Below are 25945 nucleotides of genomic sequence, written 5' to 3'. Positions count from 1 at the left end.
GGACCTCGTCGTCCGTGACCAGCCTCACCAAACGGTGTTGACTTGTCAACGTAATCCACGTAGAACAACACAGACACAAGCCGGATCCCACACGATCGGGCATCGCCGAGGGTCCGTCGTGGTCCGGAACACCGACGAGGAGGTCGACGGTGTACGCCGAGGAGCGCCAGCAGGCCATCGCCACGCTCGTCGCCGAGCAGGGCCGGATCGCCGTCGCCACGGTGGCCGAGGACTTCGGCGTCACCACCGAGACCGTGCGCCGCGACCTCGCCGTCCTGGAGCGGGCGGGTGTCCTGCGGCGCGTGCACGGCGGTGCCGTACCCGCCGCCGCGCTCACGCTCGTGGAGACGGCGCTGGCCGAGCGCAACGCCACCCGCGCCGAGGCCAAGCGCAAGATCGCCGCGGCGGCGCTGGACCTGCTGCCCGGCCGGGGCGGCAGCCTGCTGCTCGACGGCGGCAGCACCACCGCCGCGCTGGCCGACGTGCTGCCGGCCGACCGGTCGCTGTTCGTGGCCACCAACTCGGTGCCCATCGCCGCCCGGCTGGCCAACGCGCCGGGCGTGACCCTGCACGTGCTCGGCGGCCGGGTGCGCGGGCTGACCCAGTGCGCCGTCGGCGAGACGCCGGTGCGGGCGCTGGCCGACCTGCGGGTCGACGTCGCCTTCCTCGGCACCAACGGCATCGCCCCCGGCCACGGGCTGACCACCCCGGACGAGGCCGAGGCCTCGGTCAAGCGGGCGATGGTGCGGGCCGGGCAGCGGGTGGTCGTCCTGGCCGACAGCAGCAAGCTCGGCCGCGAGCACCTGGTCCGCTTCGCCTCCCTCGACGAGGTCGACGTGGTGGTCACCGACGGCGACGCCGAACCGGCCGTCGTGGACCACCTCGAGGCCGCCGGCGTCGAGGTCGTGACCGCGTGAGCGGCGACGGCGCGCCCGGGGGACGGGTCGTCACGCTGACGGCCAACCCGAGCCTGGACCGGACGCTGGCCCTCCCCGGCCCGCTCGCCCGCGGAGGGGTGGCGCGCCTCGGGGTCAGCTCCACCGAGCCGGGCGGGAAGGGCGTCAACGTGGCGCGCGCGCTGGCTGCGGCGGGAGCCGACGTCGCGGCCGTGGTGCCGGCCGACCGGACCGACCCGCTGGTCACCGCGCTGACCGCTCTGGGACTCCCGCCGCTGACCGTGCCCACCGGCGTGCCGGTGCGCACCAACTACTCGCTCACCGAGCCCGACGGCACCACCACGAAGCTCAACGAGCCGGGGACCGCCCTCGACGGGGACGTCCGTGCCGCGCTCCGGGCGGTGCTCACCGGAGCGGCCGCGGGCGCCCGCTGGGTGGTGCTCTCCGGCTCGCTGCCGCCCGGCACGCCCGAGGACTGGTACGCCGAGCTGGTCCGGGCCGTGCGCCCCACCGGCGCGCGCGTCGCGGTGGACACCTCCGAGGCGCCGCTGCGCGCGCTGCTGGCCGCCGGTCCCGGCGCGGCGCCGGACCTGCTCAAGCCCAACGCCGAGGAGCTGGCCCAGGTCGCCGGCACCACGGAGGCCGCGCTGCTCGCGGACCCGGCCGCGGTGCGCGCCGCGGTCGAGGCGCTGCACGCCGGCGGCGTCGCCGAGGTGCTCCTGACCCTCGGCGGCGACGGCGCGGTGCTCTCCACGGCCGACGGCGTGTGGTCGGCGCGCCCGCCGCGCACCGCCGTCCGCAGCACCGTCGGCGCCGGCGACTCGAGCCTGGCCGGCGCCCTGCTCGCCGACCTGGCCGGCGCCCCGCCCGCCGAGCGGCTGCGCCGCGCGGTCGCCACCGGCTCCGCCGCCGCCGCACTGCCGGGGTCGGCGGTGCCGGCCCCGCACCAGGTCGACCCCACGTCGGTCGTCGTGACGACCGGCCTGCCCGGGCCGACGCCCTCCCCCGATCCCGTCGCGGCCGCCGGCCGCGACGTCCCCTGACGCCCCGAGAGGTCCGTCATGTCCGCACTCATCTCCCCCGAGCTCGTCGTCCTCGACGCCGACCTGGGCTCCGACAAGGCCGCGGTGGTCAGCCGCCTGGCGGTCCTGGTCGCCGAGGCCGGCCGCGCCACGGGCGCCGAGGCCCTGGCCGGTGACGCGCTGGCCCGCGAGGCGCAGGCCGCCACCGGGCTGCCCGGCGGCATCGCCATCCCGCACTGCCGGTCGGGCGCGGTGACCCAGGCGTCGCTGGCCTTCGCGCGGCTGAGCCCGGGGGTCGACTTCGGCGCCGCCGACGGGCCGGCCGACCTGGTGTTCCTCATCGCCGCCCCCGCGGCCGGCGACGCCGACCACCTCACGCTGCTGTCCGCGCTGGCCCGCGCCCTGGTCCGGCCGGACTTCGTCGCCTCGCTGCGGGCCGCGGGCTCCGCCGAGGAGGTCGTCGCCCTGGTCGAGGAGGTCGTCTCCCCGACGCCGGCCACCGGAGCGAGCGCGGTCACCTCGGTCCCCGCGCCGGCCACGCCCGCCCCGGCTGCGGCCCCCGCCGCTCCCGCCCGCCGCCGCGTCGTCGCCGTCAGCGCCTGCCCGACCGGCATCGCGCACACCTACATGGCCGCCGACAAGCTCACGGCCGCGGCCCAGGCCGAGGGCGTCGACCTCGTCGTCGAGACGCAGGGCTCCTCGGGCTCCACCCCGCTGGACCCGGCGGTCATCCGCGACGCCGAGGCGGTCATCTTCGCCGTCGACGTGGGCGTCCGGGACCAGGACCGCTTCGCCGGGAAGCCGGTGGTGCAGTCGGGGACGAAGCGGGCCATCAACGAGCCCGAGGTGATGATCCGCGAGGCGCTCGCGGCCGCCGACGACCCGGACTCCCGCAGGGTGCCGGGCAGCGGCGCCGCGGCTCCCGCGCCGTCGAGCGGCGGCAGCCGGCCGGGTACCGGCGCGGAGATCCGCCGCTGGCTGCTCACCGGCGTCAGCTACATGATCCCGTTCGTCGCCGCGGGCGGCCTGCTCATCGCGCTGGGCTTCCTCTTCGGCGGCTACCAGATCGTCAGCGCCAACCCCGACGCCGACGGGCAGAACTACGCGCTGAGCTGGGTGCTCACCAACTCGTTCCTCGACCTGCCCAGTGCCCCGGGCATCGAGGGCCTCAACGACGGGTTCCTCGGCTACCTCGGCGCCGTCTGCACCGTGCTCGGCCAGGCGGCGTTCGGCTTCCTCGTGCCGGCGCTGGCCGGCTACATCGCCTACGCGATCGCCGACCGCCCGGGCATCGTCCCCGGCTTCGTCGTCGGCGCCGTCTCGGTGAGCGTGGGCGCCGGCTTCATCGGCGGCCTGGTCGGCGGCATCATCGCCGGCTTCGCGGCCCGGTGGATCGCCTCGTGGAAGCTGCCCGCCGGTGTGCGCGGCCTGCAGCCCGTCGTGATCATCCCGCTGCTGGCCACGCTGATCTCCAGCGGCATCATGGCCGTCCTGCTCGGCCGCCCGCTGGCCGCGGCGCTCAGCGGCCTGGGCAACTGGCTCAACGGGCTGACCGGCACCTCGGCGGTGCTGCTCGGGATCATCCTCGGCCTGATGATGTGCTTCGACCTCGGCGGCCCGGTGAACAAGGCCGCCTACGTCTTCGCCACCACCGGCCTGGCCGCCGGCAGTGGCGCCCCGCTGGTCATCATGGCGACGGTCATGGCCGCCGGCATGGTCCCGCCGCTGGCGATGGCGCTGAGCACCGCCGTCCGGCCCCGGCTCTACACCCCGGCCGAGCGGGACAACGGCAAGGCGGCGTGGCTGCTCGGCCTGTCCTTCATCTCCGAGGGCGCCATCCCGTTCGCCGCGGCCGACCCGTTCCGCGTCATCCCGTCGATGATGCTCGGCGGCGCCACCACCGGAGCGATCGTCGCGGCCAGCGGCGTGGAGCTGCGGGCCCCGCACGGCGGCATCTTCGTGTTCTTCGCGATGAACGGCGTGCTGATGTTCCTCGTCGCCCTGGTGGTCGGCACGGTCGTCGGCGCGCTGGCGGTCACCGTCGCCAAGAGCATCGGCCGCCCCAAGGCCGACGCCGTCCCCGAGGACGCCGTCGACCTGGCGCACGCCCACACCGCCGCCCCGGCCTCCGCCGTCAGCGCGCCCGCGCGCGTCTGACACGGCAGGCTCGACCCCGTCCGCACCCACCCGAGCAGCGAGGATCCCGCCCATGCCCAGTCAGACCGTCACCGTCGGCTCCCGGGTCGGCCTGCACGCCCGCCCGGCCGCGCTCATCGCCGAGGCCGTGGGCAAGGCCGGCGTCCCGGTCACCCTGGCCACGCCCGGCGGGAACCCCGTCGACGCCGGCTCCCCGCTGATGATCATGACGCTCGGTGCCCAGAAGGGCGCCGAGGTCACCGTCACCAGCGACGACCAGGCCGTCGTCGAGCAGATCGCGGGCCTGGTGGCCGCCGACCTCGACGCGGAGTGACCCCGGGCGGCGGAGATGGCCGTCTCCGCCGCTGAGAGGCACGAGCGACGGCGCCCGTCCCCTCCGAGCGGAGGGGACGGGCGCCGTCGTCTGCGCTGGGCCGGTTACGGCTGGTCGGGCCGGGAGACGTCGCCGCGCCAGGCGCCGGTCTCGGTGCCGCGGCTCTCGATGAACTCCTTGAACCGCTTGGCGTCGGCCTTGACCTGGCGGTCGTCGAAGCCGAGCGCCGCGCCGGCCTTCTCGACGAGCCCGGTGGGCTCCCAGTCGATCTGGATCATGACGCGGGTCTTGGTGTCGGCGAGGCGGTGGAAGGTGACGACGCCGGCGTGCTTGGCGTCGCCGCCGGTGCTCGTCCAGGCCACCCGCTCCTCGGGGTGCTGCTCGGTGATCTCGGCGTCGAACTCGCGCTTCACGCCGTCGATGTTGGTGATCCAGTGCGTGTGCGTGTCGTCGATCTGCGTGATGCGCTCGACGCCGCCCATGAACTGGGGGAAGGACTCGAACTGCGTCCACTGGTCGTAGGCGACCCGGATCGGGACGTCGACGTCGACGGACTCCTGCACGCTTGCCACGGGAACGCTCCTCTGGCTCGGGATGTCGTTGCGGTCATCGCGCCCCTACCCCGGGTCCCTGGAGCGGACACACCGGGATCACCGCAGCGCCAGCGCCACGCTCCCCCGCACCGGCGCGTCCTCGAGCAGCAGCATCTGCGCCAGGTGGTAGGCGTCGGGCTGCCCGGCCCAGGTGCCGGAGGCCACCTCGCCCGACGGCGTGAGCTCGTGGTGCCAGCTGCCGGTGGACGGGTCGGCGAAGCGCTCCTCGCCGTGCGCCCGCCAGGTGGCGGCCAGGTCGGCGTAGCGCTCCTCGCCGGTGACCGCGCCGAGCACCGCGGCCGCGGCGACCCCCTCGCACAGCACCCAGTGCATCCGCGCGGTCACCACGGGCCGGTCGTCCCAGTCCAGCGTGTAGGGGAAGCCCGGCAGGCCGTCGGCCGCCCACCCGCGGCCGGCCGCGGCTCCGAACAGCGCGACCGCGTCGTCGAGCAGCCAGCCGGGCGCGGCGTCCCCGAGCGCGGCGCGCAGGTGCAGGCACAGGCGGGCCCACTCGAACTGGTGCCCGACGGTGACGCCGTAGGGGCGGAACGGGTCGGCCGGGCGGTCGCGGTTGTGCTCGGGCAGCGGCGTCCACGCGGCGTCGAAGTGCTCGGGCAGCCGCCAGTCCCGCTCGCGGGCCCACCCGTGCACGACCCGCTCGGTGCTGCGCAGCGCGTGCCGCCGCAGCCGGGCGGCCTCCTCCTCCTCGCCGGCCAGGGACAGGGCGTCGGCCGCCGCGAGCGTGGCCTCGACGCCGTGCATGTTGGCGTTGGCGCCGCGGTAGTCCGACAGCCGCGACCAGTCCGCGCTCCACTCCTCCACGGCGAGGCCCTCGGCGTCGTCCCAGAAGTGCCGGTCCCAGACGTCGAGCGCCTCGTCGAGCAGCTCCCGGCCGCCGGCGATGCCCGCCATCGCCGTCGTCGCCCCCGCGAGGACGGCGAAGGCGTGCACGTACGCGCTCTTGGTGTCGTCGTCCTCGGCCGCGCGCCAGCCGCCGGAGACGCCGTCGTGCAGCGGCCCCTCCCGGAGCGCCGCGACGCCGGAGCGGGCCAGGTCCGCAGCTCCCGGCCGGCCCCGCAGGTGCGCCAGCGCGAAGACGTGCGTCATCCGCCCGACGATCCAGGTCTCCTGCGGCCGGTCCGGCAGCACCGCGCCGTCGGCCCCCAGGTAGCCGAAGCCGCCCGCGGGCAGCCAGGAGCGTTCGGCGAAGGCGAGCAGCCCGTCGAGGTCGGTCATGCCGTCATCCTGCGCCCCCGGGACGCACCAGGCCGCTCTCGTAGGCGCGCACGACCGCCTGCACCCGGTCCCGCACCCCGAGCTTGGCCAGGAGGCGGGTGACGTGCGCCTTCACCGTCGCCTCGGTGACCACGAGCGTGCCGGCGATCTCGGCGTTGGACAGCCCCTGGGCGACGAGCAGCCACACCTCGCGCTCGCGCGGGCTGAGGTCGGCGGCGGGGTCCGGCCCGGTCGCCGGTGCCGGTGCCGGTGCGGAGAGGTGGCGCTCGACGAGGCGCCGGGTGACGGCGGGGGCGAGCAGCGCGTCGCCGTCGGCGACGGTGCGCACGGCCTCGACCAGCCGGCCCGGCGGCGCGTCCTTGAGCAGGAAGCCGGCGGCTCCGGCCTCCAGCGCCCGGAAGACGTACTCGTCGAGGTCGAAGGTGGTGAGCACCAGCACCTGCGGGCCGCCCGGGTCCCGGCGCAGCCGGCGGGTGGCCTCGATGCCGTCGAGGCGCGGCATGCGCACGTCCATGACCACGACGTCGGGCCGCAGCCGCAGCGCCACCTCGACCGCCTCCACCCCGTCGGCGGCCTCCCCGACCACCTCGACGTCGCCCGCCTCGAGCAGGCCGGTGATGCCCGAGCGGACCAGCGCGTGGTCGTCGGCCACGACGACCCGCAACGGCTGCACCGCCGTCACGACGACCCGGCCGGGAGGACCGCGCGGACCAGCCACCCACCGTCGGGCTCCGGGCCCACGGCCAGCGACCCGCCGTAGACCCGGACCCGCTCGCGCATCCCCGGGATGCCGTAGCCCCCGGAGCTCAGGCCGGCCGGCGCCGGGTGCCCGTCCTCCGGGTCCGCCCGGCGGCCGTGGTCGCGGACCTCCACGGTCAGCTCCCTCCCGGTGCTGCCGACGGCCACGGTGGTCCGGGCGCCCGGCGCGTGCCGCAGGACGTTGGTGAGGGACTCCTGCACGATCCGGTAGACCGCCAGCGAGGGGCCGTCCGGGACGGGCACGGGGACGTCCACGGCGAGGGTCACGTCCAGCCCGGCTCCGCGGGCCTCGTCCACCAGGTCCGGCAGCCGCTCGATGCCCGGCTGCGGGAGGTAGACGGCCTCCCCCTCGCGCAGCACGTCGAGCAGGTGGCGCATCTCCGCCATGGCCTCCGTCGCCGTGCGGCGCGCCATGCCGACGTGGCCCCGGGCGCGGTCCGGGTCGCGGCCGACGAACTGCTCGGCGGCGCCGGTCTGCAGCACCACGACCGACACCGCGTGCGCGACGACGTCGTGCAGTTCCCGGGCGATGCGCGCCCGCTCCTGGGCCACGGCCCGGTCCGCCGCGGCGGCCGACCCCTCCTCGGCCCGCAGGGCCGCCAGCGCCCGGTGGTGGACCACGCGCCCGCCGGTCCACGCCCCGGCGACGAAGAAGACCAGCAGGACGAGGGCGCGCGGCCGGGCGGCCTCGACGCCGAAGTAGCCGAGCTGTCCCGCCATCCCCATGGCGGCCACCGGCAGCAGGCCCAGGCCCACGGCCGCCGGCAGGGAGCGCACGTGCACGGCGACGGTGAAGGCGGCGAGCAGCAGGCTCGGGAAGGGCGTGAACGTGGCCGCCGCCTCCGCGGTCGCCGCGTGCACGACCAGGGCGGCCGCCACCACCGCGGTGACCGATCCGGGGAACCGGCGGCGCAGGGCGAGGGGGAGGGTCGCGACCAGGACGAACAGCGCGCCCGGGACGAGGCCCAGGTCGGGCGAGAGGACGACCTCGACCAGTCCCCACACCGCGAGCCCGACGGCGACCGCCAGGTCCAGCCCGCTCGTCCAGCGGGGCACCGACGCCGCCGCCACGGCGGGGTGCCGGGCGGCCTCCGCTGTCGTCGTCACGGACCCGAACCTAGAGGCCGCCGGCCGGGCAGCGCGTCCTCCCGAGGGCGACACGGAGTTCGACCATGGTCGACACCGCGGACGCGACCCGCGCTCCCGCACTGTGGACCGCAGGCCGATGCCGGCGGGCCCCGGCCGTTCCTAGCTTTCTCGGCGACCGCCTGACCAGGCGCTCCGACCGATCCGAGGAGCTCTCGTGACCACCACGCTGCCCGCCACCGCCACCGCCACCGCCGCGACCCGACGACGGTCGGACTCCCGGGCCGGCGCCGCCGCGCTCGTCGCCTCCGGCATCTCGATCGCCGTCGGCGTCACCCAGGTCCTGTATCCCCAGGACACCGACCCGGCCATCGAGCCGCGGACGGCCGCCCTCCTCGTCGGCACGAGCGTGATGCTGTGGGCCCTGCCCGTGCTCTACGCCCGGCTCGCCGCGCTGGCCGGCGCGCGCTGGGCGGCGGTCGTCGCCTCGGCGGGGACCGTGCTGCTCAGCGGCGGCATGCTGTCGAGCGCGGTCAACGGCGAGGACCTGTCGTTCTTCCCCGCCGTGGCACTCGTGGCCAACGCGCTGTGGTTCCTCGGGTCGCTGGCCCTGGCCGTGTCGCTGTGGCGCTCGCGGCGGGTGTCCCGTCCGCTCGTGGCGCTGCTGCCCCTGGTGACGCCGGTCTTCCTGTTCCTCTCCCAGTCGGGCGGCGGCGTGCCGGTGGGCGCGTACCTGGCCGTCGTCGGCTGGCTGCTGCTGCGCGGACAGCTCGACCGCCGGGCCTGAGCTCCGGCACGGAGGGCCTGCCGGCGTGCGCCGGCAGGCCCTCCGCCCGTGCTCAGAAGGTGAGCGCCAGCCCGGGGTCGGACAGCAGCGCGCCGACGTCGGCGAGGAACCGGCTGCCCAGCTCCCCGTCGATGACCCGGTGGTCGAACGACAGCGCCAGCTGCGTCACCTGCCGGACGGCGATCCGCCCCTTGTGCACCCACGGCATCTCGCGGACCGCGCCGAAGGCGAGGATCGCCGACTCGCCGGGGTTGAGGATCGGCGTGCCGGTGTCGACGCCGAACACCCCGACGTTGGTGATCGTGATCGTGCCGCCGGCCATGTCCGCCGGCGCCGTCCGCCCCGCCCGCGCCGTCTCGGTGAGCGCGGTGAGCGCGCCGGCGAGCTCGACCAGCGAGAGCCGGCCGGCGTCCTTGACGTTGGGCACGACCAGCCCGCGCGGGGTGGCCGCGGCGATGCCGAGGTTGACCTGCCCGTGGACGACGATCTCCTGCGCCGCCTCGTCCCAGGAGCTGTTGACCATCGGGTGCCGGCGCGCGGCCAGCAGCAGCGCCCGCGCCACGAACAGCAGCGGGCTGACCTTGACCCCGGCGAACTCGGGGCGTGCGGCGACCCGCGACCGGAGCTTCGTCATCCGCGTGACGTCGACGGTGAGGAACTCCGTGACGTGCGGCGCGGTGAACGCGCTGGCCACCATCGCCGCCGCCGTCGCCCTGCGGACGCCCTTGACCGGGATCCGCTGCTCCCCGGCCGTGGCGGCGGCCGGGGCGGGAGCGGGGGCCGCCGGGGCGGCGGCCGGCCCCGACGCCGCGGCGGTCACGTCCTCGCGGGTGATGACCCCGCCGGCGCCGCTGCCGGTCAGCGCGCCGAGGTCGACACCGAGGTCGCGGGCGAGCTTGCGCACCGGCGGCTTGGCCAGCGGGCGCACCGAGCCCCGGCCGGGCGCGACCGGCCGGGAGGGGCCGCCGCCTCGGCGCGGGCGTGCGCCTCGGCCTGCCGGCCGACCTCGAGGCCGCCGTGGCGCACCGGCTTGACCGTCGCGTCGGGCGCGGTGGCCAGCAGCGGCGGCCGCTCCGTCCCACCCGATCCGTAGTCCGCACCCGGCACCGCGGCCGCCGCGGGCGGGGTCGCGGCGGGAGTGCGGCGCGGGCGCCGGCGGGCCTCGGTGGTCCGCGGCCCGTAGCCCACGAGCACCGCCGTGCGCCCGCCCGGCGCCGCCCCGCCGATCAGCCCGGCGGCCGGCTCGGCGCCGCCCCCGGACGGCGCCGGCGCGGGGGCGTCGCCGCCCACGTCGATGGTGATGATCGGCGTGCCGACGTCGACGGTCGTGCCGGCCTCGTACAGCAGCTCGGTCACCGTGCCGGCGTACGGCGAGGGCAGCTCGACGGCGGCCTTGGCGGTCTCCACCTCGCACAGCGGCTGGTTGACCGTGACGGTGTCGCCGACGGCCACGAGCCACTGCAGGATCTCGCCGTCGGTCAGGCCCTCCCCGACGTCGGGGAGCCGGAACTGGCGCAGCTCCCCCATCTCAGAACCCCATCGAGCGGTCGACGGCGTCGAGCACGCGGTCGAGGTCGGGGAGGTACTCCTCCTCGAGCTTCGACGGCGGGTACGGGGTGTCGTAGCCACCCACGCGCAGCACCGGCGCCTCCAGGGAGTGGAAGCAGGTCTCGGTCACCCGCGCGGCGATCTCCGCGCCCAGGCCGAGGGTCACCGCCGCCTCGTGGACGACGACGCAGCGCCCGGTGCGGCGCACCGAGTCGAACACCGGCTCGAGGTCCAGCGGCGAGAGCGTGCGCAGGTCGACCACCTCGATCGAGCGCCCCTCCTCCGCGGCGGCCTCGGCCGCCTGCAGTGCCGTCTTCACCATCGGGCCGTAGGCGAGCAGCGTGACGTCGTCGCCGCCGCGGAGCACCCGCGAGGCGAACAGCGGGCCCGGCGTCGCGTCGGTGTCGACCTCCGCCTTCTCCCAGTACCGCCGCTTGGGCTCGAGGAAGACGACCGGGTCGGGGTGCGCGATGGCCTGCTGGATGCCCCAGTAGGCGTCGACCGGGTTGCTGACGGCGACCACCTTCAGGCCCGGCGTGTGCGCGAAGTAGGCCTCCGGGCTCTCGCTGTGGTGCTCGACCGCGCCGATGCCGCCGCCGAAGGGGATCCGGATGACGATCGGCATCGGCAGGCGGCCGCGGGAGCGGGCGTGGATCTTGGCGACCTGCGTGACGATCTGGTTGTAGGCCGGGAAGACGAACCCGTCGAACTGGATCTCGCAGACCGGCCGGTAGCCGCGCATGGCCAGCCCGACGGCGGTGCCGAGGATGCCGGCCTCGGCCAGCGGGGTGTCGACGACGCGGTCCTCGCCGAAGTCCTTCTGCAGGCCGTCGGTGATGCGGAAGACCCCGCCGAGGCGGCCGATGTCCTCGCCCATGAGCACGACCTTCGCGTCGTCCTCCATGGCCCGGCGCAGGCCCAGGTTGAGGGCCTTGCCGATGGTGAGCGTCTCGGTCATCAGTGCCCGGCCCCCTCGAACGACGCCTGGTACGCCTCGAACTCCGCCTGCTGCGCGGCCAGGTGCGGCGTCTGCTCCGCGTACACCCGGTCGAACATCGCCGTCCCCGGTGGGTCGGGCATCCCGACGGTGCCGGACCGGATCCGCGCGGCCAGCTCGTCGCCCTCGGCCTCGACGGCGTCGAAGAAGGCGGCGTCGGCCACGCCGGTCCGCGACAGGTACGCCTTGACCCGGGCGATGGGGTCGCGCAGCTTCCACTCCTCCAGCTCGCTGGCGAGGCGGTAGCGGGTCGGGTCGTCGGAGGTGGTGTGCGCGCCCATCCGGTAGGTGAACGCCTCGATGAACGTCGGCCCCTGGCCCTCGCGGGCGGCGGCGAGCGCCGAGCGCGTGACGGCGAGGACGGCCAGGACGTCGTTGCCGTCGACCCGCACGCCGGGGAAGCCGAAGCCGGCCGCGCGCTGGTACAGCGGCACCCGGGACTGCCGCTCCAGCGGCACGCTGATCGCGTACTGGTTGTTCTGGCAGAAGAAGACGACGGGGGCGCTGAAGCTGGCCGCCCAGATCATCGCCTCGTTGACCTCGCCCTGGCTGGTCGCGCCGTCGCCGAGGAAGGCCAGCGCCGCGCTCTCGGCGCCGTCGCGCTGCAGGCCCATCGCGTAGCCGGTGGCGTGCAGGGTCTGCGCGCCGATCACGACGGTGTAAAGGTTGAAGCCGGTGGCCACCGGGTCCCAGCCGCCGTTGTCCACGCCGCGGAACAGGCTGATGACGTGCAGCGGGTCGACGCCGCGGGTCCAGGCGACGCCGTGCTCGCGGTAGGTGGGGAAGGCCGTGTCGGTGTCGGCCATGGCGCGGCCGGCGCCGATCTGGGCGGCCTCCTGGCCGAGCAGCGAGGCCCAGATGCCGAGCTCGCCCTGGCGCTGCAGGGCGGTGGCCTCGACGTCCCAGCGGCGGACCAGCACGAGGTCGCGGTACAGGCCGCGCAGCTCCTCGGCGGAGACGTCCAACGGGTGGTCGGGGTGCTGGATGCGCTCGCCCTCGGGGGTCAGCAGCTGCACCAGGTCCGGTTGCTGCGGCAGGTGGGGCGCCCCCGCTCCGGGTACGGGGTCCACCGCCTCCGTCGTGACACTCGGCAGGGCAGCGCTCCCGGTTCCGCTCGCACGCTCGCGCACTGCGGTCCTCCTCGCCGTCGGCCGCGGCTGCCGGGGTCGCCGGCCGGCTGCGGTGCTGGACGTCCTGTGGGCGCCGGGGTGTGGCGCCACTCACACATCGTGGCACGACCGGCTCGATCCGGAGCACACCACCCCCCGGACGGATTGCGCAAGGTCGGCACGGAGGACTGCGCAGGATGACAACTGCTCCTCCGCCTGGACCTGTCAGACTGAGCACATGCCGCCCGGCCCTGACCGCCTGGACGCCACCGACGCGCGCCTGGTGCAGGCCCTCACCGAGGATCCCCGCGCCACCGTCATCGCCCTGTCCCAGCGGCTCGGGCTGGCCCGCAACACGGTGCAGTCGCGGCTGGCCCGGCTGGAGTCCGGCGGGCTGCTCGCCCCCTTCGAGGCGCGGGTGAGGCCGGAGGCCCTCGGCTACCGGCTCGGCGCCTACATGACCGTCCAGGTCGTGCAGCGCAGCCTCGAGGAGGTCGCCTCGGCGCTGGCCGCGCTGCCCGAGGTGCTCGAGGTGACCGCGCTGTCCGGCGCCGCCGACCTGCTCGTGCGGGTGGTCGCCGTCGACGCCGACGACCTGTGGCGGCTCACCGAGCAGGTGCTCGCCGTCCGCGGCGTGGAGCGCACCGACACCGCGCTGGCGCTGCGCCGCTACGTCGACCACCGGGTCGCCCCGCTGCTGGAGCGGGCGGCGGGGGCCGAGACGCCCGCGGCGGGGTAGGGGCACGGGCGACCGCCGTCGCCGACGAGGGAGACCCCGTGCCGCCCACCCCGCTGCCCGACCTGCTCGACGAGCTGCTGCGCACCTACGGCCCCTGCGGCGGGGAGGCGGCCGTGCGCGACGTCGTCCGGCGGGAGCTCGAGCCGCTCGCCGACGAGGTGTCGGTCGACCCGGCGGGCAACCTGGTGGCCCTGCTGCACGGGACGGACCGGTCCGCACCGGTGGTCCGGGTGATGGCGCACCTCGACGAGCTGTCGATGATGGTCAAGCGGGTCGACCCCGACGGCACGCTGTGGGTGACCTCCCTCGGCGTGATGTACCCCGGCAACTTCGGCCTCGGCCCGGTGGCCGTGCTGGGCCGGGAGGAGACGCTGACCGGCGTCCTCCTGCTCGGGTCGGAGCACACCACCGCGGACAGCACGCGGATCTGGGAGACCAAGCCCGACCAGGGCGACGAGGCGATGGACTGGTCGCACGTGTACGTCTTCACCGGGCGCTCGGGCGAGGACCTCGCCGCCGCCGGCGTGCACCCCGGCACCCGGGTGTGCGTGCACGCCGACCGGCGCGGGCTGACCCGCTTCGGCGACTTCGTGGGCGGCTACTTCGTCGACGACCGGGCGGCGCTCACCGCGATGGTCGGCACCGCGCGGCTGCTGCGGGGGCGCCCGCACGGCGACGTGTACCTCGTGGCCACCACCAGCGAGGAGATGGGCGGGATCGGCGCCTCCTACGCGAGCCGCACTCTGCCCGGCGACCTCACGCTCGCCCTCGACGTCGGCCCCGCCGAGGCGGAGTACCAGGTCACCGTCGACGGCGGGCCGGTGGTGGCCTACGCCGACGACGCCGTCGTCTACGACCGGGCCGTCGCCGACGCGCTGGTCGACGTCGGCCGCGAGCTCGGCCTGCACCCGCAGACCGCCGTCTGGCAGTCCTTCGACTCCGACGCCTCCCAGTCCCAGGCCTCCGGCCAGACGGCCCGGGCCGCGCTGCTGAGCCTGCCGACGCTGAGCACCCACGGGTACGAGGTGCTGCACAGCGGCACCGTCGACCGGACCGCCCGGCTGCTCGCGGCCTTCCTGACCCGCCCGCTGCCGGTCAGCGGCTGACCCGCCGGACCCGCACCGGTCCGCGGGCGGTGGCGACGTCGACCACCGCCCCGCGCTGGGTCACCTCGACCACACCCCGCTGCGCCAGGCGGCCGGCCGCGGCGCGGGCCTGCGGCATCAGCGCGCGCCAGCCCTCCGGATCGACGGCGCGGGCCGCCTCGGAGGGGCAGATCGTGGCGCCGGGTGCGCGCGCGTCGAGCAGCACGTCGATCGCGCGCTCGAGGGCGGGCCCGGCGTCGTCCACGCCCCCCAGGATGCGCCCGTTTGCCCTGGTGAGCGCGGCGGGTACCGCGGCCCGCATGGCGAAGCGCACCCCGGTCGGGACGATCGGCAAGGGCAAGCGGGGCATCAGCACCCTGGGCTGGGCGGTGCGGGGCGCCGCCGCCGGGGCGGCGGGGACGACCGCCCTCAACGCCGTCACCTACCTCGACATGACCCTCCGCGGGCGCGGGTCGAGCTCCACGCCCGAGCAGACGGTGGAGGCGCTCGCGCAGAAGGCGCACGTGCCCATCCCCGGCGACGAGGAGCACCGGCAGAACCGCATCCAGGGGCTGGGCCCGATGACCGGCCTGGTCGCGGGCATCGGCGTCGGCGTGCTCACCGGCCTGGCGCGGGCGTCGGGGTTCCGGTCGCAGCCGCTGGTGGGGACGCTGCTGACCACGCTCGGGGTCCTGGTGGCGTCCAACGGCCCGATGACCGCGCTGGGCATCACCGACCCGCGGACGTGGTCGGCCACGGACTGGATCAGCGACGTCGTGCCGCACCTGGCCTACGGCGCCGTCCTCAAGACCACGATGGACGCCTTCGACCGATGAAGGACCTCCCTGCCCCCCGCCACTCGCACGCTCGCGGCGCGCCCCTGCAGGGAGGCCGTCCCGCTCAGGGCGTGGTCCAGCCGCGGGGGTCGACGTCGCCGGGCACGGGCGCCGCGGGGTCGTAGGGCTCGCGGGTGAAGACGAACGTGCCGACGTCGAGGTGGTCCGGCGCGATCCGCAGCGGCTCGCCCGCGTAGTAGCCGTCGAGGCCCAGCCAGGTCCCGTCCGCGCACGGGCGGAAGCGGCTCGCCCGCCCCGACCGGCCGGGCAGCGGACCGAGGTGCAGCAGGCCGCCGGCCACCGCGCGCAGGGCGTGCGGCGCCGGGCCCCAGTACCAGGTGCCGAGCTGGTCCAGGGGCACCGGCGGCTCCGCCGGGCGCCACGCCTCGACCACGCCCGGCTCGGCGGCGCGCAGGTCGGCGAGCAGGCCGGGGACGAGGGGGTCGAGGCCGCTGGTCGTGTTGGCCAGCGAGACGCCGCCGGTGCCCTCCTCGCGGTCGACGAACACCCCGGCGAGGAACCCGGGCATCGAGCCGCCGTGACCGGTGAGCGTGCGCCCGTCGACCCGCAGCACCTGCAGGCCCAGCCCGTACGCCGCCCAGGCCGGTGAGGAGGGGTCGACGCCGGCCGGCACGGCCATCTCCTCCAGCGTCGCCGGGGACAGCACGTCGCCGGTGTCGCCGAGCAGGAAGACGGCGAAGCGGGCGAGGTCGGCGAGCGTCGCCCACAGCTGACCGGCCGCGGCCATCACGCCGGCGTGGTGCTCGGGCTCGGCCAGGACGACGTCGGCCCACGGGTGGACGGCGTAGCCCTGCGCGGCCAGGCCGGAGGGACGCGGCGTCGTCCGGGTCATCCCGAGCGGCGCGAGCACCTCGCGCGTGACGACGTCGTCCCACGACCGCCCGCGCATCCGCGCCACCAGCTCACCGAGCAGGCCGAAGCCGAGGTTGGAGTAGTGGAAGCGCCGCGCCTCCCCCAGCACGGCGTGCTCGCCGGTCAGCCCCAGGTCGGTCAGCGAGCCGCCGGGGACCCGTTCCCACCAGCCGCCCGGGCTCTCCGCGGCGGCGCCGGCCAGGTGCGACAGGATCTGCCCGACCGACCGGTCGCCGAACGGCGTCCCGGGCACGTGGCGGTCCAGTGGGTCGTCCAGCCCGAGCCGGCCCTCGTCGCGCAGCCGCAGGACCGCGACGGCGGTGACCGTCTTGCTGATCGAGCCGAGCCGGTACTGGACGTCGGTGTGCGGCTCGGCCACGTCGCCCCGCCCGGCCGACCACGCCAGCCCACCGTCCCGGACCACCCCGGCGACCAGGCTCGGCGCCCGGCCGTCGCGCTGCACCCGCGCGGTGCGGGCCAGCAGGGTGCGGGCGGTCGAGGGCAGCACGGGCTCGGGCATGCCCGAGACGGTAGGTCAGGCCCGGGCCGGGGCTCCCAGCCGCCCGGTGCGCCCGGCCCAGCGCTCGAACACCACGGTGGCCAGCGGCGGGACCGAGGCCACCAGCGCCAGCAGCGTGGTCCCCCGGGACCAGCCGAGCACCCGGGCGGCGACGAGCGCCACGAGCACGTACACGACGAACACCGCGCCGTGGACCGGGCCGAAGACCTGCACGCCCAGCTCGGAGGTCTCCGGCACGTACTTGACGTACATCCCGGCCAGCAGGCCGATCCAGGACAGGGCCTCGGCGACGGCGACGGTGCGGAAGGCCAGGGCGACGGTGCGGGGGTTCATCGGTGCGGGGTCTCCTGCGCTGGGGACGGGGTTCCGTCGTCCCAACGCGGCAGGGCGTCCGGGTGTCCCGCCCGCGGGTGTGAGCTGGGTGGCAGGGTCGCGACCGTGCGGGGTCTGGCGCGGCGAGAGTTCTGCCTGGTCCTGCTGCGCCGGATGGCCGACCTGCGGCCGGACCTCGCCGCGGCCGCGCTCCCCCGCCTGGGCGCCACCCGCGCGGAGGCGCACGCCGCGCACACCCGCTGGCAGGCGCTGCACCACGCGCCGCGGGCGCCGCGGGGCCTGGCGCTGCGGACCGCCGTCCTCGGGCCGGCCCCCGAGACCGGGGACCGCCGGTTCGGCGACCTCGACCTCGAGGTCCGCCGCTGGCCGCTGCCGCTGTGGCCGCACCTGCGCTGGGAGGTCCTGTCCGCGCCCGGCGGCAGCGTGCTGCACGAGCACCTGGTGCGGGCCGCGGGCTCCCCGGTGCCACCGGCGGCCGACGGGCGGCTGCGGGTGTGGGAGCACGTGGTGGCCGACGTCAGCGGCCTGCCCGGCGCGGTGGAGGTGGACCCCCAGGTGGTCACCCGCTGGGAGGTGCGGCTGCCCTCCGGTGCGACGGCGGCCTTCGTGTGGGGCCTGCTGCAGCAGGTCCGGACGCAGCAGGACCCCGGTGCCTGACCGGCGCCGGGGTCCTGGTGACCGCCCCGCGGGGCTCAGCCGATGCGGCGGGCGCCGGCGTAGCCGCCCATCACGTCGATGCTCGCGACCTTGACGACGTCGCCCGAGGTCGGCGCGTGCACCATCTGGCCGTTGCCGATGTAGATGCCCACGTGGCTGACCGGGCTGTAGAAGAAGACCAGGTCACCGGGCTGCAGGTCGGCGCGGGAGACGGCGGTGCCCATCTGGGACTGCAGCTTGCTGGAGTGCGGGAGGCTGATCCCGGCGGCACGGAAGGCGTACTGCGTCAGGCCGGAGCAGTCGAAGGAGCCCGGGCCGGCGGCCGCCCACACGTAGGGCTTGCCGCGCTGGGCCATCGCGGTGGCGACGACGGTCCCGGCGACGCTGCTGGCCGGGGCGGCCGCGGCGGCCGGCTCCTCGGCGGCCGACGCCGACCCGGACGACGACGCGGTGTCCTCGCGCTCCTCGTCGCGGCTGGCGCGGGCCTCCTCGGCGGCGTGCGCGGCGGCCGCGGCCTCGAGGGCGGCGCGGCGCTCCTCGGCGCTGAGCCGGGCGAAGTCGGCCTGGTAGTCGGCGATCTGCGACTCGAGGTCGGCCTGCTGGGCGGCGACGGCGTCGTACTGGCGCTGCGCCTCGGCGGCGGCCTCGGTGGCGGCGGCCTGGGCCGTGGTGGCCGCCTCGGTGGCGGTGACGGCCTGGCCGAGCAGCTCGCCCTGGTAGCCGGCGACGCCCTGCAGCAGCGACACGCGGTTGACGAACTCCTCGGCGGTGTCGCTGGTCATCAGCGCCTGCAGGGAGCCCATGCTCTCGCCGGTGTAGGCCGAGCGGGCGATGCCGACGACCTGGCTGCGCGCGGTGTCCACGGCGGCCCGGGCGGCGGCCAGCTGCGCGGCGGCGGCCTCCGCGGCCGCCTGCTGGGCGCCGAGTGCCTCACGCGCCTCGTTGAACTGCTCGGTGACGACCTCGAGGTCGTGTCCGCGGGCGGCGACGAGCTCCGCGGCCTGCGCCGACGTCGTCGGCTCCTCGGCCAGTGCGGGCGCCGGGGCGGCACCGAGCCCGAGGCCGACACCGAGGGCGCCGACGAGGGCGAGGGCGGCGCGGCGGCCACGCGACCGGCGGGTCGCGGGCAGGCCGGGGACGGACGTGCGCAGGGACGCCACGCGGCTGTCTCTCCTTCTCCCATGCCGCCTACCGGGTTAGCTGACGGGTTCGGGCGTGGAGTCGCCCGGCGCGCGTGCGCGCTACACCCCAGTGCTCAGGTGGGTCCCCGGCCCGGCCTCCGTGGGGGAGGACCGGCTCGACGGCGTCCACGGGGTGTCACCCAGGCTGGTGACGGAGCGCCCCGTTGGACACACTGAGCGTAAGGGCCGTGACCCGCGCGTGACAATCACTTCTCTGTAACTACCTGGCTCACGACCGGGGACCCGCCGGACGTCCGGGCACCCCCCGGCGGTTTGGGCGCCCCCGGGGACGTGTACCGATGACGGCATGTCCTCCTCGCTCCGCATGCGCCTGGCCCGCCCGCTGGTCGTGGTCGCGCTCCTCGGCTCGCTGGTCGCCTGCGGCGACAACACCGACTTCTCGCGCGGCCCCACCAACTGCGACGCCAACGGGCAGAACGCGAACAACGACAACGACGCCAGCTGTCAGGAGACCGGGCCCAACCCCGGCAACGACGCGCCCACGACCGACGACGCCAGCACCAACGAGGACGGCAGCGACGACTGACCGTCGCCACCGCCGTCCCGACGGGCGCGCCACCGCCCGGGCTGGTGGGCTGAGGGGGTGGATCCCGGGCAGAGGCGGACGGGGCACCGGCTGCTGGTCGAGTCCCGGGCGCTGCTCGCCGGCACCCGCCGTCTCCTGCGGGGGCGCGACCTCGCCCTGATCGGCGCAGGCCTGACGTTCTACGCGGGCATCGCGGTGGTGCCGCTGATCCTGGTCGCCGTCCGGCTGACCGCGCTGGTCACCTCCCCCGCCGAGGTGCGCACGCTCAGCGGCCGGCTGGCCGAGTTGCTGCCGTCCGCCCTGGGCGCGCCCGGGGCGGTGGCCCGGCTCGTCGACGCCGGCGTGCGGCTGGACCTGCTGGGCTTCCTGCTGGCCCTGCTCCCGCTGTCGCTCTACGGGGAGGGCCTGCGGCGGGCGCTGCTGCGGTTCAGCCAGCGTCGGGAGAACCTCACCGCCTGGCGGGGCCGGCTGGCCACGCTGCCGCTGGTCGTGGTGACCCCGCTGCTGCTCTACCCGCTGCTGCTGGCCGCCGGGTTCATGGCCGACCTGGCCCGCGAGGACGGGTTCGGGCCCGCGCTCGGCCGGTTCGCCGTCGGCTACTACACGGTGCTGTTCGTGCTGACCGCGCCGATCCTCTGGGGCTTCGGCGTGGTGGCCGGTGGGCGGCACCGCTGGGGCGCGCTGGTCAGCGGTGCGCTGTTCACCGCGGCGTGCCTCTCGGGGTTCCTGCAGGGCTTCGTGGTGTTCCTGTCGCTGCCGCTGGACCTCGGCGCCCCCTTCGGCGGCCTGGTGGTCGTGGGCGCGATGGTCGCGATCGGGTTCTGGCTGTTCCTGCTGCACCTCGTGCTCGTGTCCGGGTGGCTGCTCACCCAGTCCCTCGACGAACGGCTCGCCGGGCGTCAGGCGGGAGGCGGGAAGCCGGGTGCGGGGAACCCGGGTGCGGGGAACCCGGGGGCCGGGAACCCGGACGCCGGGGCGCCGGGAGCGGGCGGTTCGGGTGCCGGGGCGCCGGGAGCGGGCGGTTCGGGCGCCGGGGTCTCCGGCTCCGGCGCAGGGGGCGCGGGTGGCTCGGGCGCCGGGGTCTCCGGCGCGGGCGGCTCGGGCGCCGGGGGCGGCTCGGGCGCAGGGGCGGGCTCGGGCTCCGGCGCCGGTCGCGGCGCCTCGTAGTCGCTCCCGTTGCTCACCAGGATCGACACCACCTGGCCGGGCACCGCGCGGCCGCCGCGCGGCGGGCTGGTGCCGAGCACCGTGCCGGCCGCCTCGTCGCTGTCCACGCGCACGGTCCGCGGGGAGAACCCGGCGTCGGTGAGCGCCCGCTCGCAGGACCGGATCCCGGAGCAGCCGGGCACCGGGCGGGTATTGCCGTTCTGCACGGTCTCGTCGGCCGGCGGGAACTCCCCGCTGCCGCGGGCGTCGAGGATCGGTGCCATCGCGTCGCGCCAGATGGTGGCGCCCTTGCCGCCGCCGAAGCCGCCGACGTCCTCGTTCTGCTTGGGGTTGAGCACCATGACGCTGGCGGTGATCTCCGGCGTGTACCCGACGAAGGCGATCGAGTAGTTCTCCTGGGAGGTGCCGGTCTTGCCGGCGATCTGGTGGCCGCGGACGTAGGCGCGCGAGCCGGTCTGCCCCGGGTTCCCGGGCTCGACGTCCCGGCGGAGCATCTGGTTGAGCGTGTTGGCCACCCCGGGCGGGACGGCCTCCGGCCTGCACCGGTCGCCGACCGGCAGCGGCTCGCCGTCGGCCCCGACCGCCGGCTCCCCGTTCTGGTCGAGGACGGCGGTCACCGGGACGACGTCGCACTGGGTGCCGCTGGCCGCCAGCGTCGAGTAGGCGCTGGCCAGCGCCAGCGGGCTGGTGGCCTCCGAGCCGAAGGTGAACGAGCCACGGTTCTCGTCGATGATCTGCTGCGGCAGGTCGGGCGGGCTGAACTGGAACAGCCCCATCGCCTCGGCCATCCGCACCGGCTCCTCCACGCTGCCGAGGGCGTCCTCCAGCGCGAGGAAGTAGGTGTTGGACGACTGGTAGAGCGCCGTCGTCATGTCCAGCGTGGAGCGGTAGCCCGAGCCGGCGTTGCGCACGCAGTAGCGGCCGTCGGTGTCGCGTCCCTCGCACGGGCCGGAGTAGACGCGGGAGACGTAGGGGTCGGGCGCGGTGAGCGAGTAGTAGGACGAGTAGCCGCGCGCCAGCGCGGCGGCCGCGGTGAACACCTTGTACGTGGAGCCCGAGCCCTGGCTGGGCCAGGTGTTGAGGTTGAACGACTCCTGCGTGCGGTCGCTGAGGTCGTAGCCGAAGGTCCGGTTGACGGCCATCGCCAGCAGGTGGCCGGTGCCGGGCTCCACGGCGCTGAACATCGCGGCCAGGGAGTCCTCCAGCGGCAGGGTCTGCAGCACCGCGGCGTCGGCGGAGCGCTGCAGCTCGACGTCGAGGGTGGTCTGGATCGTGTAGCCGCCGTTGTCCAGCTCCTCCTGGCCGAGCCCCAGCTCCTGGACGACGTGGCGCTGCACGAAGTCGCAGACGAACGGGCCGACGGTGGCCTCGACGCAGCCGCGCGGCGGCGCCGGGCCGGGTGCCAGCCCGAGCGGCTCGGCCGCGGCCGCGGCCGCCTCGTCGGCGGTCACGAGGCCCTGGTCGGCCATCCGGGACAGCACCTCGTCGCGCCGGGCGGTGGCGGCCTCCGGGTTGGTGAAGGGGTCGTCGTTCACCGGGCTCTGCACCAGGCCGGCCAGCAGCGCCGCCTGCGGGAGGGTGAGCGCCGAGGCGTCCACACCGAAGAACGCCCGGGCGGCCGGCTGCACGCCGTAGGCGTTCTGCCCGAAGTACACGATGTTGAGGTAGCGGGTGAGGATCTCGTCCTTGCTGTAGAGGTCCTCCAGCGCCAGGGCCAGGCGGGCCTCGCGCAGCTTGCGGCCCAGCGTCTGCTCGGTGGCGGCGGTGCGCTCCTCGGGGGTGTCGGCGGTCTGCAGCAGCGTCTGCTTGACCAGCTGCTGGGTAAGCGTCGAGCCGCCCTCGGCGACCTCCCCCGCGGCGATGTTGGTGGCCAGGGCGCGCAGCGTCCCCTGCACGTCGAGGCCGCGGTGGCCGTAGAAGCGGGAGTCCTCGATCGCCACCAGCGCGTCCTTCATGACGCCCGCGATCTCCTCCGGCTCGACCGGGTCGCGGTTCTCGTCGTAGAAGTACGTGATCGGCTCGCCGTTCGCGGCCAGCAGGACGGTGTTCCCGGCCGGCGGGTCGTCGGTGAACTCGGTGGGCAGGTCGCCGAGCAGGCCGGTGGACCGCTGGGCGGCGACCGTCGGGCCCCCGATCCACGGGAGGAGCAGACCGGCCACCAGAGCCCCGGCGACCACGATCGTCGCGGCCAGCCGCAGCAGCGTGCCGGCCCGGCTGACGTGCCGGTCCATGGGCCCCCCTCCTCGGCCGCGCTCATGGAAACGGAGATCACCTCCCGCCACAACCACCCGCGCCGTACGGTCCCGCGGTCGGGAGACCACCTCAGCCGGCCAGGACGGTGGGCAGGTCGTCCCGGTGCAGGACGACGAGGGTGCTCACCGCGCGGGTGAGGACCACGTACAGCCGCGACAGCCCGCGCGGCTCGGCGGCCACGATCGCCGCCGGGTCCGCGACGACGACGGCGTCGAACTCCAGGCCCTTGGCCAGCGTCGCCGGGACGACGGCGATCCGCGTGGCGGGTGACCCGTCGTCGGCGAGCAACGCCGCCTCCAGCCCCGCGGCGCCCAGCAGCCGCGCCACCTCGGGCACCGCGGCGTCGGCGCAGACCACGCCGACCGATCCGGGACCGGCCGCGAGGTCGGCCACCACCCCGGCCAGCGGCCCGGCGAGGTCGGCCACCGGCCGGACGGTGAGCGCACCGGGGTCCCGCCGGAGCGCGGTGGCCACCGGCAGGCCGGGCGCGATCGCCGGCAGCAGCCGGTTGGCGTAGTCGAGGACCTCCCCCGGCACCCGGTAGCCGCGGGTGAGCGGGCGGACGGCGGTCTCCGGCCGGCCGAGGCCCGCGAGCGTGGGCGCCCAGTCCCCCGGCGACCAGGGGCTGGTGGCCTGGGCGAGGTCGCCCAGCACGGTGAGCGACCCGGCGGCCAGCCGGCGGGCCACCGCGCGGCACTGCAGCGGGGAGAGGTCCTGCGCCTCGTCGACGACCACGTGCCCGTAGCCGGCCGTCCGCTCGATCAGCCCCGCCGCCTCGTCGACCAGGACGGCGTCGGCCCCGGTCCAGGGCGCGGTGCGGACCGAGCGCGGCGCCGGCCGGTGCAGCAGCGCCTGCTCCTCGTCGGTGAGCACGCCCCGGGCGGCGCGGGCGAGGACGGCGGGGTCACCGAGCAGCTCCGCGACCAGGCCGGCGGGGTCGCGGGCGGGCCAGACGGCGTCGCAGAACGCGCGGACCTCCGGGCTGCGCGCGGCCCGGCGGGTCTCGGCGTCGGTCGGGCTGCCGCCTGCCTCCTCCTTCTGCCGGCGCGCGTCCTCGGCCAGGAGCATCGCCAGCCGCTCCCGCCCCGCGGCGTAGTGCAGCCGCTGCTGGTCGTCGGCGACCCGGCCGCGGCGGCGCAGGTCGTCGACGAACCGCTTCAGCCGCTCCACCGGCACCCGGTACCGGCGGCCGGCCAGCGGGACCAGGACGTCGTCGACGGGCTTGGCGATCGCGCCCCAGAGCGCCCGCTCGAGCACCTGGGCCATGCGGGCGTCGCCCTTGAGGACGGCGACCTCCGGGGCGTCCTGCGCCCGCACGGGCACCCGGCCGGTGAGCTCGGCGACCGTCGTCTGGTCGACGTCGACCTCGCCGAGGGTGGGCAGCACCTGCTCGATGTAGCGCAGGAACGCCCGGTTGGGGCCGACGACCAGGACGCCGGTGCGCGCCAGCTGCCCGCCGTGCGTGTAGAGCAGGTAGGCGGCGCGGTGCAGGCCGACGGCGGTCTTGCCGGTGCCCGGGGCGCCCTGGACGCAGACCGACTCGGCCAGCGGGGCGCGGACGATCTCGTCCTGCTCGGGCTGGATGGTGGCGACGATGTCGCGCATCGGGCCGCTGCGCGGGCGCTCGATCTCGGCCCGGAGGAGGGAGCCGTCGCCCTCCTCGCCGGCGGAGAGGAGCTCGTCCTCGTAGCTGGTGAGCTCCCCGCCGGAGAAACCGAACCGGCGACGGCGGACCAGGCCCTGCGGATCGGCGGCACTGGCCCGGTAGAACGGCCGGCTCATGGGGGCCCGCCAGTCGATGACCACCGGGGAGCCCGCGGCGTCGCGGACGTGCCGGCGCCCGATGTGGAAGGTCTCGTCGGGAGCGTCCGTGCGGCCGAAGAAGGCGGGGACGCCCGGGTCCGCGGCCAGGGAGCGCAGCCGCTCGGCGCGGGCGGCGCCGAGCCGCTCGGAGGCCCACGCGTCGACGCCGGCGTCGACGACGGCGCCGGCGGCGGTGCGCATCCCGGCCAGGCAGTCGTCGGCGAGGGCGAGGTGGGCGCGCTCGGCGACGAGGACGGGGTCGGTGGGGGTGACGGTCCCGGTCGTGTCGGTCGATGTCGCTGACACGGTCGGTGGACGCTACGCCGGGACGTGCCGCGCGTCACCCCCTTCCCCGGGGCGCCGGTGTGGCGGGTACGGCCCGTGGGGAGGATCGGGCCATGTCCCACTCGACGCTGCCCGACTCCATGCTCGCCGGCCGGCTCAACGTGCGCACCAGGCAGTTCGAGGTGAAGGAGGTGCCGCGCCCGACGCCCGGCCCCGGCCAGGTCCTCGTCGAGGTGCGCGCCGCGGGCATCTGCCTCTCCGACGTCCACCTCGTCGACGGCCAGCTCGACCCGCTGTTCCTGCAGGGCGACGAGGTCACCCTCGGGCACGAGGTCGCCGGCGTGGTCGCCGGGCTCGGCGAGGGCGTGACCGGCCGGCAGCCCGGGGAGCGGGTCACCCTGCAGGCCGGCGAGGAGGTGGACGGGTGGATCCACACCCGTGGCGTCGACTACGACGGCGGGTGGGCGCAGTACGCGCTGGCCACCGCCGAGACGCTGGTCCCCATCCCCGACGAGCTGCCCTTCGAGCAGGCGTGCATCGTCCCCGACGCCGTCTCGACGCCGTGGGCCTCGATCGTCACGACCGCGGGCGTGCGCGCCGGTGAGCCGGTGGGCGTGTGGGGCATCGGCGGTCTGGGCGCGCACGCGGTGCAGCTGCTGCGGCTGGCCGGCGCGGCGCCGATCGTCGCCGTCGACCCGGTCGGGTCCGCCCGGGAGCGGGCGCTGACCCTCGGCGCCGACCTCGCGCTCGACCCCTCCGAGGACGTCGCCACCCGGGTGCGGGAGCTCACCGGCGGGGCGGGCCTGGCGTACGCCTTCGACTTCGCCGGCGTCGCCCCGGTGCGCGAGCAGGCCGTGCGCTGCCTGGAGCGCGAGGGCGCGCTGGTGCTGGTGGGCCTCACCGACCAGCCGCTGACCATCCGCAACGGCACCCAGTTCAGCTACTTCTCCCAGCGGATCCTCGGCCACTACGGCTCCGAGCCCCAGCACGTGGAGCAGCTCGTGCGCCTGGTCCGGCACGGCCGCCTCGACCTGTCCCGCTCGGTCTCCGGCACGCTGCCGCTGGAGGAGGCCGCTCGCGGCATCGAGATGCTCGAGCGCAAGGAGGGCAACCCGATCCGCCTGGTGCTGCAGCCGAACGGCTGATCCGCGCGGGGCCTCGAC

25 protein-coding genes, 1 pseudogene and 1 riboswitch are annotated in these 25945 nt (G+C 76.2%); of the genes and pseudogenes, 12 read left to right on the top strand and 14 right to left on the bottom strand.

The window, feature by feature from the left end:
* The first annotated feature begins 149 nt into the window (after positions 1-149).
* From JD79_RS07880 to JD79_RS07865, 4 genes are read left to right on the top strand one after another with little or no spacing between them, the layout of a single operon-like run.
* Positions 150-917, top strand: a complete 768-nt coding sequence (locus JD79_RS07880; RefSeq protein ID WP_110005072.1) for a DeoR/GlpR family DNA-binding transcription regulator — start codon at positions 150-152, stop codon at positions 915-917.
* On the top strand, positions 914-1939 hold the full coding sequence (locus tag JD79_RS07875) for a 1-phosphofructokinase family hexose kinase (protein WP_110005071.1): 1026 nt from the start codon (positions 914-916) through the stop codon (positions 1937-1939). Before JD79_RS07880 ends, JD79_RS07875 begins: the two co-directional genes overlap by 4 nt.
* 18 nt (positions 1940-1957) lie before the next feature.
* Complete coding sequence (locus tag JD79_RS07870) at positions 1958-4075, top strand: PTS fructose transporter subunit IIABC (RefSeq protein WP_110005070.1); 2118 nt, start codon at positions 1958-1960, stop codon at positions 4073-4075.
* Between the two features lie 52 nt (positions 4076-4127).
* On the top strand, positions 4128-4388 hold the full coding sequence (locus JD79_RS07865) for an HPr family phosphocarrier protein (RefSeq protein WP_110005069.1): 261 nt from the start codon (positions 4128-4130) through the stop codon (positions 4386-4388).
* Positions 4389-4492: 104 nt separating this feature from the next.
* On the opposite strand, the gene JD79_RS07860 is transcribed toward JD79_RS07865, so the two are convergent.
* From JD79_RS07860 to JD79_RS07845, 4 genes are all read right to left on the bottom strand, one after another.
* Positions 4493-4960 carry an SRPBCC family protein gene (locus tag JD79_RS07860; RefSeq protein WP_110005068.1) on the bottom strand — a complete coding sequence of 156 codons (468 nt, stop codon included), beginning with the start codon at positions 4958-4960 and terminating at the stop codon, positions 4493-4495.
* 78 nt (positions 4961-5038) lie between these two features.
* The gene (locus JD79_RS07855) at positions 5039-6217 is read right to left on the bottom strand and encodes an AGE family epimerase/isomerase (protein WP_110005067.1); all 1179 of its coding nucleotides are present in this window, start codon (positions 6215-6217) and stop codon (positions 5039-5041) included.
* A gap of 4 nt (positions 6218-6221) precedes the next feature.
* Entirely contained in the window at positions 6222-6890 is a 669-nt protein-coding gene (locus tag JD79_RS07850) for a response regulator transcription factor (RefSeq protein WP_110007536.1), read from the bottom strand.
* A gap of 5 nt (positions 6891-6895) precedes the next feature.
* Positions 6896-8083, bottom strand: a complete 1188-nt coding sequence (locus tag JD79_RS07845; RefSeq protein WP_146220406.1) for a sensor histidine kinase — start codon at positions 8081-8083, stop codon at positions 6896-6898.
* Positions 8084-8279: 196 nt separating this feature from the next.
* On the opposite strand from JD79_RS07845, the gene JD79_RS07840 reads away from it, so the two are divergent.
* Positions 8280-8849, top strand: a complete 570-nt coding sequence (locus JD79_RS07840) for a hypothetical protein (protein WP_110005065.1) — start codon at positions 8280-8282, stop codon at positions 8847-8849.
* Between the two features lie 52 nt (positions 8850-8901).
* Here the strand turns inward: JD79_RS07840 and JD79_RS23610 are convergent, their stop codons facing one another.
* From JD79_RS23610 to pdhA, 4 genes are read right to left on the bottom strand one after another with little or no spacing between them, the layout of a single operon-like run.
* A complete protein-coding gene (locus JD79_RS23610; RefSeq protein ID WP_245899917.1) occupies positions 8902-9777 on the bottom strand; it encodes a dihydrolipoamide acetyltransferase family protein in 876 nt (291 codons plus the stop codon).
* Positions 9708-10376, bottom strand: coding sequence for a biotin/lipoyl-containing protein (locus tag JD79_RS23605; RefSeq protein WP_245899916.1), 669 nt, complete (start codon positions 10374-10376; stop codon positions 9708-9710). Before JD79_RS23605 ends, JD79_RS23610 begins: the two co-directional genes overlap by 70 nt.
* Before the next feature lies 1 nt (position 10377).
* Positions 10378-11355 (bottom strand): alpha-ketoacid dehydrogenase subunit beta, encoded by a 978-nt coding sequence (locus tag JD79_RS07830; protein WP_110005064.1) that lies wholly within the window; start codon positions 11353-11355, stop codon positions 10378-10380.
* Positions 11355-12410, bottom strand: coding sequence for a pyruvate dehydrogenase (acetyl-transferring) E1 component subunit alpha (gene pdhA / locus JD79_RS07825; RefSeq protein ID WP_245899915.1), 1056 nt, complete (start codon positions 12408-12410; stop codon positions 11355-11357). The genes JD79_RS07830 and pdhA overlap by 1 nt, the downstream gene beginning before the upstream one ends.
* Positions 12411-12741: 331 nt before the next feature.
* On the opposite strand from pdhA, the gene JD79_RS07820 reads away from it, so the two are divergent.
* Positions 12742-13242, top strand: coding sequence for an Lrp/AsnC family transcriptional regulator (locus JD79_RS07820; protein WP_110005062.1), 501 nt, complete (start codon positions 12742-12744; stop codon positions 13240-13242).
* A gap of 38 nt (positions 13243-13280) precedes the next feature.
* Positions 13281-14348, top strand: a complete 1068-nt coding sequence (locus JD79_RS07815) for a M42 family metallopeptidase (protein WP_110005061.1) — start codon at positions 13281-13283, stop codon at positions 14346-14348.
* Here the strand turns inward: JD79_RS07815 and JD79_RS07810 are convergent.
* The gene (locus JD79_RS07810; protein WP_211307903.1) at positions 14338-14592 is read right to left on the bottom strand and encodes a DUF3253 domain-containing protein; all 255 of its coding nucleotides are present in this window, start codon (positions 14590-14592) and stop codon (positions 14338-14340) included. The genes JD79_RS07815 and JD79_RS07810 overlap by 11 nt on opposite strands.
* Before the next feature lie 55 nt (positions 14593-14647).
* Between JD79_RS07810 and JD79_RS07805 the strand changes: the two genes are divergently transcribed.
* Positions 14648-15163 carry a hypothetical protein gene (locus tag JD79_RS07805; RefSeq protein WP_110007535.1) on the top strand — a complete coding sequence of 172 codons (516 nt, stop codon included), beginning with the start codon at positions 14648-14650 and terminating at the stop codon, positions 15161-15163.
* 64 nt (positions 15164-15227) lie between these two features.
* On the opposite strand, the gene JD79_RS07800 is transcribed toward JD79_RS07805, so the two are convergent.
* Positions 15228-16556, bottom strand: a complete 1329-nt coding sequence (locus JD79_RS07800; RefSeq protein ID WP_110005059.1) for a serine hydrolase domain-containing protein — start codon at positions 16554-16556, stop codon at positions 15228-15230.
* A 15-nt stretch (positions 16557-16571) separates the two neighbouring features.
* Positions 16572-16889, bottom strand: coding sequence for a DUF3817 domain-containing protein (locus JD79_RS07795; protein WP_110005058.1), 318 nt, complete (start codon positions 16887-16889; stop codon positions 16572-16574).
* 105 nt (positions 16890-16994) lie between these two features.
* Here JD79_RS07795 and JD79_RS07790 point away from each other — a divergent pair, with 105 nt between their 5' ends.
* Positions 16995-17546 carry a hypothetical protein gene (locus JD79_RS07790; RefSeq protein ID WP_110005057.1) on the top strand — a complete coding sequence of 184 codons (552 nt, stop codon included), beginning with the start codon at positions 16995-16997 and terminating at the stop codon, positions 17544-17546.
* Positions 17547-17581: 35 nt separating this feature from the next.
* Here the strand turns inward: JD79_RS07790 and JD79_RS07785 are convergent, their stop codons facing one another.
* Complete coding sequence (locus JD79_RS07785) at positions 17582-18706, bottom strand: C40 family peptidase (protein ID WP_245899913.1); 1125 nt, start codon at positions 18704-18706, stop codon at positions 17582-17584.
* 11 nt (positions 18707-18717) lie between these two features.
* Positions 18718-18859: riboswitch (cyclic di-AMP (ydaO/yuaA leader) on the bottom strand.
* A gap of 175 nt (positions 18860-19034) precedes the next feature.
* Here JD79_RS07785 and JD79_RS07780 point away from each other — a divergent pair.
* Both JD79_RS07780 and JD79_RS07775 read left to right on the top strand, forming a co-directional pair.
* Positions 19035-19274: a hypothetical protein gene (locus tag JD79_RS07780; RefSeq protein WP_110005056.1), complete on the top strand. Its 240-nt coding sequence runs from the start codon at positions 19035-19037 to the stop codon at positions 19272-19274.
* A 57-nt stretch (positions 19275-19331) separates the two neighbouring features.
* A pseudogene (locus JD79_RS07775) lies at positions 19332-20150 on the top strand (YhjD/YihY/BrkB family envelope integrity protein); the annotation flags it as partial.
* A 23-nt stretch (positions 20151-20173) separates the two neighbouring features.
* On the opposite strand, the gene JD79_RS07770 reads toward JD79_RS07775, so the two are convergent.
* Complete coding sequence (locus JD79_RS07770) at positions 20174-22672, bottom strand: transglycosylase domain-containing protein (RefSeq protein WP_110005055.1); 2499 nt, start codon at positions 22670-22672, stop codon at positions 20174-20176.
* 91 nt (positions 22673-22763) lie between these two features.
* Complete coding sequence (locus tag JD79_RS07765) at positions 22764-24803, bottom strand: HelD family protein (protein ID WP_110005054.1); 2040 nt, start codon at positions 24801-24803, stop codon at positions 22764-22766.
* A gap of 92 nt (positions 24804-24895) precedes the next feature.
* On the opposite strand from JD79_RS07765, the gene JD79_RS07760 reads away from it, so the two are divergent.
* The gene (locus tag JD79_RS07760; protein WP_170149146.1) at positions 24896-25927 is read left to right on the top strand and encodes a zinc-binding dehydrogenase; all 1032 of its coding nucleotides are present in this window, start codon (positions 24896-24898) and stop codon (positions 25925-25927) included.
* Positions 25928-25945: the final 18 nt, after the last annotated feature.

This window comes from Geodermatophilus normandii, assembly GCF_003182485.1.
Lineage (GTDB): Bacteria > Actinomycetota > Actinomycetes > Mycobacteriales > Geodermatophilaceae > Geodermatophilus > Geodermatophilus normandii.
Note: the sequence above shows the minus strand (reverse complement) of the source record. Positions and strands in the feature narration are given on the sequence as shown.

Coding starts and splice junctions, on each gene's coding strand:
- JD79_RS07870 (WP_110005070.1), top strand. CDS start 1,958: ATGTCCGCACTCATCTCCCCCGAGCTCGTCGTCCTCGACGCCGACCTG.
- JD79_RS07865 (WP_110005069.1), top strand. CDS start 4,128: ATGCCCAGTCAGACCGTCACCGTCGGCTCCCGGGTCGGCCTGCACGCC.
- JD79_RS07855 (WP_110005067.1), bottom strand. CDS start 6,217: ATGACCGACCTCGACGGGCTGCTCGCCTTCGCCGAACGCTCCTGGCTG.
- JD79_RS23605 (WP_245899916.1), bottom strand. CDS start 10,376: ATGGGGGAGCTGCGCCAGTTCCGGCTCCCCGACGTCGGGGAGGGCCTG.
- JD79_RS07830 (WP_110005064.1), bottom strand. CDS start 11,355: ATGACCGAGACGCTCACCATCGGCAAGGCCCTCAACCTGGGCCTGCGC.
- JD79_RS07820 (WP_110005062.1), top strand. CDS start 12,742: ATGCCGCCCGGCCCTGACCGCCTGGACGCCACCGACGCGCGCCTGGTG.
- JD79_RS07805 (WP_110007535.1), top strand. CDS start 14,648: ATGGCGAAGCGCACCCCGGTCGGGACGATCGGCAAGGGCAAGCGGGGC.
- JD79_RS07800 (WP_110005059.1), bottom strand. CDS start 16,556: ATGCCCGAGCCCGTGCTGCCCTCGACCGCCCGCACCCTGCTGGCCCGC.
- JD79_RS07795 (WP_110005058.1), bottom strand. CDS start 16,889: ATGAACCCCCGCACCGTCGCCCTGGCCTTCCGCACCGTCGCCGTCGCC.
- JD79_RS07780 (WP_110005056.1), top strand. CDS start 19,035: ATGTCCTCCTCGCTCCGCATGCGCCTGGCCCGCCCGCTGGTCGTGGTC.
- JD79_RS07770 (WP_110005055.1), bottom strand. CDS start 22,672: ATGGACCGGCACGTCAGCCGGGCCGGCACGCTGCTGCGGCTGGCCGCG.
- JD79_RS07760 (WP_170149146.1), top strand. CDS start 24,896: ATGTCCCACTCGACGCTGCCCGACTCCATGCTCGCCGGCCGGCTCAAC.